Source organism: Microbacterium sp. JZ37 (assembly GCF_035188445.1).
GTDB classification, from domain to species: domain Bacteria; phylum Actinomycetota; class Actinomycetes; order Actinomycetales; family Microbacteriaceae; genus Microbacterium; species Microbacterium barkeri.
In genome coordinates, this window is the sequence record NZ_CP045253.1 from 918,773 (window position 1) to 930,932 (window position 12,160).

Genomic DNA, 12,160 nt, shown 5'->3' on the forward strand with positions numbered 1-12,160 from the left:
CGCTCGGTGTCTCCAGAGTGCCGCGCGGCGCGTCCGCCCGCCAGGGGTTGACAGCGTCTCGGCCCTGGCCGATAGGGCGCGTGCCGGAGGGTGTCAACCCGCTGGCCCTCTCGCGCGCACACAGGGCAGGGTGGGGTCATCGAGAGAGGACACCCGATGACGCACGTCGCGCCCGAGCCGCTGTGGATCCGCACCGGTCCGCCCATCCCCGTCGACCGCGAGCACGTGCTCCACCCGGACGTCGTCGTGGCAGGTGCGGGGCTGACCGGACTCGCGACCGCGGTGGCGCTCGCGCGCGCCGGTCGGCGCGTCGCGGTGTGCGAGGCGCGCACGGTCGGCGCCGTCGCGACGGGCAACACGACCGCGAAGCTGTCGCTCCTGCAGGGCTCGGTGTACGGAGAGATCCGCGCGCACGCCGGCGTCGAGGCGCTGCGCGCCTACGCCGCCGCTCAGCGCGCGGGAGCGGACTGGCTGCGTGCGATCGCGGAGTCCGTCGACGGCGCCCTGCGCGACGAGCCGGCGTTCACCTTCTCGACCACCGACGAGGGCGATGCGGCGCTCGAGCGGGAGGCCGAGGCGCTCGAGGCCTCTGGCGTCGACGCGGTCTGGGGGCCCACCGAGCAGACCGGCCTGCCCTTCGCCGTCTCGCGCGCGCTGCGCATGGAGGGGCAGGCGGCCCTGCACCCGCGCCGCGTCCTCGCGGCGCTCGCGGCCGAGCTGCGCAGCCGCGGCGGCACGATCGTCGAGGGATGCCGCGTCACGGGCCTCGAGGACGCTCCCGACGGCGTGGGCGTCGCCACGACACGCGGCGTGCTCGCCGCGGCCCACCTCGTCGTCGCGACGGGGTCGCCCGCGATCGACCGCGCCGGGTTCTTCGCGCGGCTCGAGCCGTCGCGCTCGGTCGTCGGCGCCTATGCCGTGGACGGCCCGCTGCCGGAGGGCATGCACCTCTCGGTCGACCCGCAGGCCCGATCGCTGCGCACCGCCGACGACGGCGCGGGCGGGCGCCTCCTGCTCGTCGGCGGGGGCGGGTTCCGCACCGGCCGCGGCGACGCGGGCGCCATGCTCGCCGACATCGACGCGTGGACCGCCGAGGCCTTCCCCGGGGCCCGCCGCGTCACGTGGTGGGCGGCGCAGGACTACCGCACGATCACCCGGCTGCCCTTCGCGGGCGCCGAGCCCGGAACGGACGGGCGGGTCCTCACAGCGACCGGATACGACAAGTGGGGCATGGCGAACGGGGCGGCGGCCGCGCTCGCGATGGCGGGCGAGATCCTCGGCGAGCGCCCGAGCTGGGTCGACGGGCTGCGCTCGCCGCAGGTGGGCGTGCGGGACGCCGCGACGGCGGTCGGCGCGAACGCGCGCGTGGCGAAGGAGATGGCGAGCGGATGGACGAAGGCGCTCGTGAGCCGCGATGCCGAGCCGCCCGCGGAGGGCGAGGGGCGCGTGGAGACCCGGGGCGCGCATCCCGTCGCGGTCTCGCGCGTGGACGGGCGACTGTGCGCGGTCTCCGGCGTCTGCACCCACCTCGGCGGCATCCTGCAGTGGAACCCGGCCGAGCGCTCGTGGGACTGCCCGCTGCACGCATCGCGCTTCGATCCCGAGGGCCGCGTGCTCGAGGGCCCCGCGACGCAGGACCTCGCCCGGATGGACGACGCGCCGGCTCGATAGGGTGGCCCCGAGACCGTCCGCGTCCGACGCGCCCGCACCCGGCGCGCCGCGGTCGGCCGAAGGGGGTAGTGCATGGACGGAATCGTCGACACGGCCGGGAGCATCGGCATCGTCGTCGCCGTCGTGATCGTGGTCGTCGTCCTCGCGGTGGCGGCGCTCATCGGAACGCTCGTGCTGCGCGCGTGGTACAAGGTCGCGCGCGCCGACGAGGCGCTCATCATCGTCGGCAAGAAGCAGAAGGCGAAGGACGGCACCTCGTCGAACGTCGCGGTGATCCGCGGCGGCGGCGCGATCGTCAACCCGATCACGCAGCGTGCGGAGACGCTCTCGCTGCGGGCGCGGCAGATCATGGTCAAGCCGACCGCGCAGTCGATCCAGGGCGTGACGGTCGACGTCACGGGAGTCGCGCTCGTGAAGATCGGCTCCACGCCGGAGGCGATCGCGAGCGCCGCCGAGCGCTTCGTCTCGCAGGACGACGCGATCGAGGTCTTCACGACCGAGCAGCTCGAGGGCGCTCTGCGCGGCGTCGTCGCGACGCTCACGGTCGAGCAGCTCATGCGCGACCGCCAGGAGCTGTCCGACCAGATCGCGACGCTCATCAAGAGCGACCTGGAGGACCAGGGCCTCGTGCTCGACAGCTTCCAGATCCAGGGCATCACCGACCAGAACGGCTACATCGACGCCCTGGGCGCCGAGGAGGTCTCCAAGGTCAAGCGCCAGGCGGAGATCGCCCGGATCAACGCCGAGCGCGAGATCAAGGCGCGCGAGATCGCGACGAGCGAGGAGACGCTCGTCGAGCAGACTGCGTTCGACCGCAACACCGCGTCGGCCGCGGCGGAGGTCGGCCAGGCGCGCGCCGAGGCCGAGCAGGCGGAGGCCCTCGCGCGGGCGAAGGCTCAGCAGGGCGTCCTCATGCAGGAGGCCGAGAACAAGCAGGCCGAGCTCGACGCCGACGTCAAGCGCGTCGCCGACGCGGCGCTCTACGAGCGGCAGAAGCGGGCCGACGCCGACGCGTACGCGCGCGTCAAGGAGGCCGAGGCCGAGGCTCTGATCGCCGAGCAGGAGGCGCGGGCCATCCGGATCAAGGCCGAGGCCGACGCCGAGGCCGTCCGCCTCGAGGGCGACGCGCGGGCGGCGGCCATCGAGGCCGAAGCGGCGGCGCTCGCGAAGAACCAGGACGCGTTCCTCGCCCAGCGCGCGCTCGACGCGCTCGTGCCGATGATGACGGAGTTCGCGAAGGGCTACGCGAACGTCGGCTCCGTCACGGTGCTCTCGGGCGGCGGTGCGGATGGCGCGAGCGCGCACCTCGCGGGGGAGACGGCGGCCGGCATGCGGTCGATGTTCGACAGCGTCCGCGCGGCGACCGGCGTCGACCTGTCGGCCGTCATCCAGGGACACGCGGTCGGACGCGGGATGGCCGCGGGCCAGCGCGCCGACGACGCCGCGTCGGCTGAGCCCGCTGCGGCGCCCGCCGCGGAGCACACGGCCGCGTCGGCGACGTCGCCGGAGGCGGGAGGCGCCTCCGCGCCATCAGACGCTCCCGCCTGACCCGCTCATCGGACAGCAGAGGGGCCCGTCACCGCGGTGACGGGCCCCTCTGCTGTCCGGGCGGCTCAGGCGCGCCGGTACTGCGACGCCATGGGGCAGTCGAAGGGGTCGCGCGCGGCCAGGCCCACGCGGTTGAGGTAGGCGATGACGATGCCGTACGAGCGCAGCAGGCTCGTCTCGGTGTACGGCACGTCGTTCGTCGCGCAGAAGTCGCGGACGATCTCGCGCGCCTTGGCGAGGTGGGGGCGCGGCATGCTCGGGAAGAGGTGGTGCTCGACCTGGTAGTTGAGCCCGCCCATGAGCCAGGTGGCCCACCATCCGCCCGCGATGTTGCGCGAGGTGCGGACCTGCTTCGAGAAGAAGTCGAGCTTCGCATCGGGCGCGATGACCGGCATCCCCTTGTGGTTCGGCGCGAAGGACGCGCCCATGTACACGCCGAAGACCGCGAGCTGCACGCCGAGGAAGGCGAAGGCCATGCCCACCGGGAGCAGGAGGAAGAGCGGCGTCAGGAGGAGCGCGAAGCGCAGCGCGATGATGCCGAGCTCGGTCCAGCGTCCCTTGACCGGGCCGCGAGACAGCAGGTGCTTCAGGCTCAGGTAGTGCAGATTGACGCCCTCGAGCGTGAGGAGCGGGAAGAACAGCCAGCCCTGCCGCTGCGTGATGAGGCGGCGCAGGCCCCTCGCCCCGGCGGCGTCCTCCTCGACGAACGAGATCGTGTCGATCTCGATGTCGGGGTCCTTGCCGACGCGGTTCGGGTTCGCGTGGTGACGGCTGTGCTTGGCGTCCCACCAGGCGTAGCTCATGCCGATGCTGCCGGCGAGGATGCGGGCGAGGCGGTCGTTCGCGGGGCCGCTCGCGAGGATCTGGCGGTGCGCGGCCTCGTGCGCGAGGAACGCCACCTGCGTGAAGATGACGCCGAGCGCGCCCGCGATGAGCAGCTGGAACCAGCTGTCGCCGAGGAGCAGGAAACCGGCGATCGCGCCGCCGAGGGCGACGAGGATCCCGGCGCCGACGAGGGCGTAGAAGACGCGGGCGCGGCGCAGCAGCCCCGTCTCGCGCACGACCTGCGACACCTTCGTGTACGCCTTGGCCATCGGAGGGAACGTCTCTGTTCCGGAGTAGGTCTGGCGCACAGCGCCGAGACGGGAGGCCACGGGTGCGGTCTGGGTGAGGGAGATGGACTTCTCCTGTCGTGTCGGCAGCCGTTCGGCTCCTGGAGCCAAGGGCGGATGCCGATCGCTGGTCTCAGGCTAGCCCTCGCCGTATGCGGCGTCGCGCATACGGAGGGACGTGCCAGGGGATGCGCCGGAGATGCCCAGGGGGCGGTCCGCCGGAATGCGCGGGCGCCGCGCGTCGTTGCGAACGTCATCCCCTCGGCGTGGGCCGCGCCAGGGAGAGAGGACACCGATGGACGGACTCGAGATCACCGTGCTCCTGGGCGCCGCCGTGCTCGTCGGAGCGCTGGTCGCTCCGCGGCTGCGCGTCGCGGTTCCCCTGCTGCTGCTCGCGTTCGGACTCGTGCTGGGGTTCGTGCCCGAGCTGCGCGAGGTGCAGCTGCCGCCCGAGACGGTGCTCCTGCTCTTCCTGCCGGTCATGCTCTTCTGGGAGAGCCTCACGACCTCGCTCAGGGCCATCCGGCGCGACCTGCGCGGCATCGTGCTGATGAGCACGCTCCTCGTCGTCGCGACCGCGTTCGCGGTCGCGGGCGCCGCGCACCTGATGGGCCTGCCGTGGGAGATCGCCCTCATCCTCGGCGCCGCGGTCGCCCCTCCCGACGCGACGGCGGTCGCCGCGCTCGGGCGGACCCTGCCGCACCGGAACTTCATGGTGCTGAAGGCCGAGAGCCTCACGAACGACGGCACCGCCCTCGTCATCTCGTCGGTCGCCGTCGGCGTCGCGGTCGGAGGCCAGTACACGCCGTGGACCATCACGGGCCTCGTCGTGCTGTCGTACGCGGGCGGGGTCGTGGCGGGCCTCGCGGTGGCGGGCGTCGCCTACCTGCTCATGCGCCGCCTGCGCGACGCGCTGACGATCAACATCGCGCTCCTCCTCACGCCGTTCGCGGCGTTCCTCGTCGCCGAGCTCGTCCACGCGTCGGGCGTGCTCGCGGTCGTCGTGGCGGGGCTCATCGCGGCCTGGGTCGCGCCGCGCACGACGACGGCCGCCTCACGGCGCCAGACCGAGGCCGCGTGGCCGCTCGGGACGTTCCTCCTCAACGGCGCGCTGTTCGTGCTCATCGGGCTCGAGGTGCAGCATGTCGCGCACACGATCGACGCGCGCGAGGTCGGCCGGCTCCTGGGCGTCACGGTCGTCGTGTGGCTCGTGACGCTCGTCGTCCGGTTCGCGTTCCAGATGACCACGGTCACGATGATCCGTCTGCTCGATCGCCGTCCGTCGCAGCGCGAGCGGCGGATGAGCCATCGCGCGCGGGTGGTCAGCACGGTCGCGGGCTTCCGGGGCGCCGTCTCGCTCGCGATCGCGCTGTCCGTTCCGCTCGCGACCGCGGACGGCTCCGCGCTCGCGGGGCGCGAGGACATCGTGTTCGTCACGGCGGGCGTCATCGTGCTCACCCTGCTCGTGCAGGGGCCGCTCCTCCCCGTCGTCGTGCGCTGGGCGCGCCTTCCGGAGGACCGGGCGAGCGACGAGGAGTACGAGCTCGCGCAGCGGGCCATCACGGGTGCGGCGCTCGCGTCGCTCGACGAGCTCGCGGCCGCGCACGCGGTGAGCGACGAGGTGCGCGACCGCATCCGCGACGACGTCTCGGAGGCGCTCGAGCTCGCGAACGCGCAGCGTCAGGCGCGCGAGCAGGAGCGCGTCGACCGCGAGGTGGCCGTGCTCGAGGGGATGCTCGGCCCGTCCGACGACGCCGAGCGCGCCGCCGAGGCTGCGGCGATCGAGGTGCTCACGATGTCGCCGATCACGCGGCACGAGGAGCACACGCGTCTCCGGCTCGCGCTGCTCGCGCGCAAGCGGGAGGTGCTCTACGGTCTCCGGGCCGACGGCTCGGTCGACGACGGCGTCGTGAACCGCATCCAGGCGCGGCTCGACCTCGAGGAACTGCGGCTCACGGGCATCGAGCCCGTCGCCTGACCCCGGTCGCGCCATCGAGAGCTGATCCCCTCGACGCGGAGGCGATGCGGGAGCATCCTGGTCGCATCCGACGCAGTCAGGAGGCGGGCATGATCATCTCGACGCCCCATGAGGACGACCCCGACCCGCAGGTCGCGGCCATGTACGCACACGACCTCGAGGCGGACGGCCTCGTGTTCAGCCATACCCGCGCGATGGCGGTGAACCCCGCGGCGCACGCGGCGTTCTCGATGACGGACGACGACTCGGCGCGGCTGCGGGCCGTCGGCTTCTCCGACCGGCAGATCGTCGACATCGCGCTCGCCGCAGGGGCGCGCAACCTCTTCAGCCGCACGCTCCAGGCGCTCGCGGTGCCGATCGAGGACGTGCCGCGGCTGAGCCCGCAGCTATCGCAGGCCCTGCGCGAGGCCGCCGAGACGCGGGGCCGCCGCATGACGGCCATCAGCGCCGTTCTGGGCGACATCACGGAGCAGGAGGTGGACGTCGTCGTCAACGCGGCGAGCAGGGCGATGCGCGGAGGCGGCGGCGTCGATGGCGCCATCCACCGCGCGGGCGGCCCCGAGATCCTGCGCGCATGCATCGCGCGGTTCCCGCACGGGCTCGCGACGGGCGACGCGGGGTGGACGACCGCCGGTCGCCTGCCTGCGCGGTGGGTCGTGCACACCGTCGGCCCGAACCACGCGGCGGGCGAGCGCGACCGCACGCTCCTGGAGTCCTGCTATCGGCGAGCGCTCGCGGTCGCGGACGAGCTCGGTGCGCGCAGCGTCGCCTTCCCGCTCATCAGCGCGGGCATCTACGGATGGCCTCGGGACGATGCGATCGCGGCTGCCGTGGAGACGATCGCGGCGTCGCGCACGCGGGCGGAGGACGTGCGCATCGTCGCGCGCGATGCGGAGACGCACGCGCGGGTCGCCGCGGCGATCGAGACGCTCGGCCGGCCTCCGCGCGGCTGAGCGTCTCGTTCGCCGGGCGGCGACGCCCCGTTCACCGGCGCGTCGCCGCCGCGCCAGCCGGGCGACATCCCGAGGAGGCACCCTGCGGGCGAGGCGGAGCCGGCCCCGAGAGCCCTGCCGGCGCCCGCCGCCGACGAGAGGGAACCCCGTGCCCATCCGCCAGTCCGAGCATCCGCTGCCCGATCACTTCCTCGTCCACATCTCGGACACGCATCTCGTCATGCCGGGGGAGCGCCTGTGCGGCGTCGCCGAGGCGAGCGAGCGCCTGCGCGAGCTGCTCGGCTCGCTGGCCGGGACGGGCATCCGCCCCGAGGCGCTCGTGTTCACGGGCGATCTGGCCGACCGGGGCGAGCCCGAGGCGTACGTCGAGCTGCGCGACATCGTGGAGCGCGCGGCCGCGGAGATGGACGCGCGGATCGTGTGGGTCATGGGCAATCACGACGACCGCGCGACGCTGCGGCGCACGCTCCTCGACGCCGCGCCGACGACCGAGCCGCTGGACCGCGTCGAGTGGCTCGGCGGGCTGCGGCTCGTCGTCCTGGACTCGACCGTGCCGGGGCACGCGCACGGCGAGCTCGAGCCGGGACAGCTCGCCTGGCTCGCCGACGTGCTCGCGACGCCCGCGCCCGAGGGGACGATCCTCGCGATGCACCACCCGCCCGTCCCGTGCCTGCAGGACCTCGCCGTCACGGTCGAGCTGCGCGACCAGGCGGCCCTCGCCGACGTCCTGCGCGGCACGGATGTGCGGGCCATCCTCGCGGGGCACCTGCACTACAGCACGACCGCGGGGTTCGAGGGCATCCCCGTGTCGGTCGCCTCGTCGACCTGCTACACGCAGGACCTCTTCACGCCCGGCCGCGGGACGCGCGGAAGGGATGCGGCACAGAGCGTCAACTTCGTCCACGTCTACGAGCGCACGGTGATGCACACGGTGGTGCCGGCCGCCGGCGCGGCGACGGTGGGGCGCTTCGTCGACGAGGCGGCGACCGCGCGCCGCCTCGAGGAGGAGGGCGTGGTGATCCCGCCGTCCGCGAACCCGGACGCGCCCGAGTGGGCGCGGCGCGCCATCCCGTCGCCCGTCGGGAGCGAGCCCGCGGCGGCGCTCCCGCTGCCCGTGGCCCGGTGACGCGACACGCGTTCCTGTCGAGCGCCCGGCGCGGGTACCGTCGAAGGGTGGGGAGAAGGAGCGCATCGTGAGCCAATCGCCGGAGACCAGCGTGGACCAGGGCCGGGAGGGGCGCGCGAAGCGGTACGCGACGCTCGACGAGGCCTTCCAGAAGCACGGGACGCCGCCCGAGAACCAGGCGGTCATCCGCCGCATCGTGGACGGCTCCGACGTCACGGGCTTCGTCGGGTACCGCACGTACTTCAAGATCGAGCGCCGCGGCAGCGCCGCACTCGAGGTGCACGCGGGCTACACGAACGGCTTCCGGTCGGAGTCCGACGCCGCCCGCCTCGCGGGCGACCTCGAGCGCTGGCCGAGCCGCCGCTTCCACGGCTCGTGGGGTGTCACGCACCCCGTGACGCACGCCGTGCGCGTCGCGCCGGCGCGCTCGAGCGCGCCGCGCCGCGAGACGGTCCGCAAGCCCGTCGTGCCCGAGCGCGCGGCCGACGTCTGCCCGACCTGCTTCATGGAGATGCCGCTCACGGGCGTCTGCCCGAACTGCGGCTGAGGCGGATCACCTGCCGCTTCCGGCCGCTTGACGGCGGCGGATCGCGGCCGTTCGCGACCAGGACCGGTTCCGGATGTCGGCGGTGCATGGTTCGCTGGGGTCATGGACACGGTCACCTCGGCAGACGGCACCCCCATCGCGTTCCGCACCCTCGGCGACGGGCCCACGGTCGTCATCGTCAACGGCGCGCTCTCGACCGCGGCGGACGCCTCGGGCCTCGCCGAGGCGCTCGCGGCCTCCGGCCTGCGGGCCGTCACCTGGGACCGACGCGCGCGCGGTGACAGCGGCGACGCACGCGACTCCGTCCCCGAGCGCGAGAGCGAGGACCTCGCGGCCGTGATCGAGGCCGCGGGCGGCGACGCCGCGGTGCTCGGGCACTCGTCGGGCGCCGTGCTCGCGCTGTTCGCGGCGTCGCTGGGGGTGCCCATCCGCCGGCTGTTCCTCTCGGAGCCCCCGCTCCACGCAGGAGAGCCGGCGCCGCACGACCTCCCCGATCGTCTCCAGGCGCTCGTCGACGACGGCGCCCTCGAGGACGCGGTCGCGACATTCCAGGTCGAGGGCGTCGGGCTTCCGCGCGAGATGGTCGAGGGGATGCGGGCGCGGGGCGCACTCACGCTCCTCGCGCCGCTCGCGCAGTCGACCGTCTACGACGCGCGGCTCGTCCGGGATGCGGGAGGGCCGACCGCCGCGATGCTCGAGGTCGGGCAGCCGATCGTGATCCTGCGCGGGGAGCAGACGTTCCCCGTGCTCGTCGAAGCGGCCGACCGCCTCGCCGCAGCGCGCCCCGATGCCGAGCTCGTCGTGGTGCCGGAGTCCGTCATGCACCGCCCCGATCCCGCGGCGACCGCGCGCATCGTCGCCGAGCGGATGGGCTGACCGCCCCCGCGCCCGGCTCACCCGCCCGCGACGGGTTCGACGCGTTCACTCCAGGTGACGCAGGAACCGGCCGGGGGAGTCGAGGAACGATCGCCACGTCCGCACGAGGTCGAGGTCGTCGTACGCGCATCGACGGATGCCCCACGAGCCGAGCTCGAGCAGGTCGGCTCCGGGGAATGCGGCGAGCACCGGGGAGTGCGTCGAGAGGACGATCTGCGAGCCGTCCGCGACGAGGTCGCGCAGCAGCCCGAGAAGCGCGAGGCAGCCGGAGACGGAGAGAGCGGATTCCGGCTCGTCGAGCACCCACAGCCCGCGGATGCGCAGGCGCTCGGAGACCAGGTCGAGGAACGACTCGCCGTGGCTGCGCTCGTGAAGCGGGGCGCCCATCCCGATGTCCTCGAGATACGTGTAGAACCCGTGCATGGTCTCCGCCCGCAGGAAGAAGCCCTTCCTCGGCGCACCGGCCCCGCGCACGAGCTGCAGGTGGTCGCCGAGGTCGGACTCCGACGCGCGCGTGGCGTGCAGGGCGCCGCTCGAGCCGCCCTCTGCGTTGAGGCCGTATGCCGTGACGAGAGCCTCGACCAGGGTCGACTTGCCGACGCCGTTCTCGCCCGTGAGCACCGTCACGGCGCCGAGGTCCAGTCCCTCCTCGAGCACCTGCCGGACGGGCCCGAGCGTGGCGGGCCAGCGCCGCAGATCGGCGGGCGCGAGCGGGTGCGCCTCGATTCTGCGCACGGGGAGGGCCCGGCGGGAGAAGGGGCGCGCATCCACACGGCGACCCTAGCCTGCCCCGCGCCCCGGACCGGCGGCATGTCTCACTTGTGCAGCCTTACGGGCCGCGATTGCCTGCAAATTCGAGACATGCCAGGGAGCGGCCTCCCGAGGAGGCGCGGCAGGAGGGGCGCGGGCTCGCGTGATAAGGTCTTCCTCTGGAAGCGTGTCCGAGAGGCCTAAGGAGCTTGGCTGGAATCCAAGTATGCGGGGTAACTCGCATCGCAGGTTCAAATCCTGTCGCTTCCGCAGAAGAGGCCCCGTCCGGTTCGCCGGACGGGGCCTCTGACATGCCAGCGGGAGCTACACGCCGCGGACGTCGGCGTACAGCGCGCGGGTGCGGTCGGCGATCGCGGTCCACGAGAACTCGCGCTCGGCGCGCTCGCGCCCTGCGGCCCCCAGCGCACGCGCGCGATCGGGGTCGGACACCATCTCGGTGAGCGCAGCCGCGAGGTCGCCGACGAAGCGCTCGGGGTCGATCGGGGTGCCCGTTCCGTCGTCCACCTGCTCGATCGGGACGATCGCTCCCGTCACGCCGTCCGCGACGACCTCGGGGATGCCGCCGGTGCCCGTGCCGACGACCGGTGCACCGCAGGCCATGGCCTCGAGGTTCACGATGCCGAGCGGCTCGTACACCGAGGGGCAGACGAACGTCGTGGCCGCGCTCAGCAGGGCGCACAGCTCGGGGCGGGGCAGGTGGCGGTCGATCCAGACGACGCCGTTGCGCTCGGCGCGCAGCTCGGCGACGAGGCCCTCGACCTCGGCCATGATCTCGGCCGTGTCGGGAGCGCCCGCGCAAAGCACGAGCTGCACCTCGGGCGGCAGGGCGCGCGCCGCGCGGAGCAGGTACGGCAGCCCCTTCTGCCGCGTGATGCGGCCGACGAACACGATCGAGGGGCGGCCGGGGTCGACGCCCAGGGCGCGCACGGTGTCCGGGTCGTCGACGCGCTGCCAGCCGTCGAGGTCGATGCCGTTGTAGACGACCTTCACGCGCTCGGGCTCGAGCTCGGGGTACACCCGCAGCAGGTCGCGGCGCATGCCCTCGCTGACCGCGACGACCGCGTCGGCCGAGGTGAGGGCCTCGCGCTCGATCCAGCTCGACAGGCGATAGCCGCCGCCGAGCTGCTCGGCCTTCCACGGGCGCAGCGGCTCGAGGCTGTGGGCGGTGGCCACGTGCGGGATGCCGTGGAGCATCTTCGCGACGTGTCCGGCGAAGTTCGCGTACCAGGTATGCGAGTGGACGAGGTCGGCGCCCTCGACATCGCGGGCGATGAGGAGGTCGGTGCCCATGGTCTGCAGGGCTCCGTTCGCGCCCGAGAGCTCGGCGGGCGTCCCGTACGAGAAGACGCCCTCCTCGTCGCGCGGAGCGCCGAACGCGCGCACGACGACGTCGAGATCTCGGCGGAGCGCTCTGACGAGCTCGGCGACGTGCACGCCGGCACCGCCGTACACCTCGGGCGGGTACTCGCGGGAGAGGAGATCGACTCGCATGCAGTCAACCTAGCGCCGCTGGAGGCCGCGCGGGGAACAGGTCGAGAATTGCACATTTCTCCCCGCGATTCGAGCCTGCCTTTCTCC

Annotated in this window: 10 protein-coding genes and 1 tRNA gene; 8 read left to right on the forward strand and 3 right to left on the reverse strand. The window is 73.7% G+C overall.

The features are described from left to right. Nucleotides 1-156: 156 nt before the first annotated feature. Together GC092_RS04125 and GC092_RS04130 are read left to right on the forward strand one after the other, a co-directional pair. Complete coding sequence (locus GC092_RS04125; protein ID WP_324014179.1) at nucleotides 157-1,671, forward strand: FAD-dependent oxidoreductase; 1,515 nt, start codon at nucleotides 157-159, stop codon at nucleotides 1,669-1,671. A 72-nt stretch (nucleotides 1,672-1,743) separates the two neighbouring features. Next, on the forward strand, nucleotides 1,744-3,219 hold the full coding sequence (locus tag GC092_RS04130; RefSeq protein WP_271174504.1) for an SPFH domain-containing protein: 1,476 nt from the start codon (nucleotides 1,744-1,746) through the stop codon (nucleotides 3,217-3,219). A 65-nt stretch (nucleotides 3,220-3,284) separates the two neighbouring features. Here the strand turns inward: GC092_RS04130 and GC092_RS04135 are convergent, their stop codons facing one another. Beyond that, complete coding sequence (locus GC092_RS04135; protein WP_324014180.1) at nucleotides 3,285-4,373, reverse strand: fatty acid desaturase family protein; 1,089 nt, start codon at nucleotides 4,371-4,373, stop codon at nucleotides 3,285-3,287. 253 nt (nucleotides 4,374-4,626) lie between these two features. Between GC092_RS04135 and GC092_RS04140 the strand changes: the two genes are divergently transcribed. The 5 genes from GC092_RS04140 (at nucleotide 4,627) to GC092_RS04160 (ending at nucleotide 9,811) form a co-directional block, all read left to right on the forward strand. Then, a complete protein-coding gene (locus GC092_RS04140; RefSeq protein WP_324014181.1) occupies nucleotides 4,627-6,309 on the forward strand; it encodes a Na+/H+ antiporter in 1,683 nt (560 codons plus the stop codon). A gap of 431 nt (nucleotides 6,310-6,740) precedes the next feature. Continuing rightward, nucleotides 6,741-7,262 (forward strand): O-acetyl-ADP-ribose deacetylase, encoded by a 522-nt coding sequence (locus tag GC092_RS04145; protein ID WP_324014842.1) that lies wholly within the window; start codon nucleotides 6,741-6,743, stop codon nucleotides 7,260-7,262. 148 nt (nucleotides 7,263-7,410) lie between these two features. Then, nucleotides 7,411-8,388 (forward strand): phosphodiesterase, encoded by a 978-nt coding sequence (locus GC092_RS04150; protein WP_324014182.1) that lies wholly within the window; start codon nucleotides 7,411-7,413, stop codon nucleotides 8,386-8,388. Nucleotides 8,389-8,455: 67 nt separating this feature from the next. After that, nucleotides 8,456-8,935, forward strand: a complete 480-nt coding sequence (locus GC092_RS04155) for a hypothetical protein (protein WP_324014183.1) — start codon at nucleotides 8,456-8,458, stop codon at nucleotides 8,933-8,935. 102 nt (nucleotides 8,936-9,037) lie between these two features. Continuing rightward, the gene (locus GC092_RS04160; protein WP_324014184.1) at nucleotides 9,038-9,811 is read left to right on the forward strand and encodes an alpha/beta fold hydrolase; all 774 of its coding nucleotides are present in this window, start codon (nucleotides 9,038-9,040) and stop codon (nucleotides 9,809-9,811) included. 45 nt (nucleotides 9,812-9,856) lie between these two features. Here the strand turns inward: GC092_RS04160 and GC092_RS04165 are convergent, their stop codons facing one another. Continuing rightward, on the reverse strand, nucleotides 9,857-10,546 hold the full coding sequence (locus GC092_RS04165; protein WP_416383291.1) for an AAA family ATPase: 690 nt from the start codon (nucleotides 10,544-10,546) through the stop codon (nucleotides 9,857-9,859). Nucleotides 10,547-10,742: 196 nt separating this feature from the next. Here GC092_RS04165 and GC092_RS04170 point away from each other — a divergent pair. After that, a tRNA-Ser gene (locus tag GC092_RS04170) sits at nucleotides 10,743-10,831 on the forward strand. Between the two features lie 54 nt (nucleotides 10,832-10,885). On the opposite strand, the gene glgA is transcribed toward GC092_RS04170, so the two are convergent. Next, complete coding sequence (glgA, locus tag GC092_RS04175) at nucleotides 10,886-12,073, reverse strand: glycogen synthase (RefSeq protein ID WP_324014185.1); 1,188 nt, start codon at nucleotides 12,071-12,073, stop codon at nucleotides 10,886-10,888. Nucleotides 12,074-12,160: the final 87 nt, after the last annotated feature.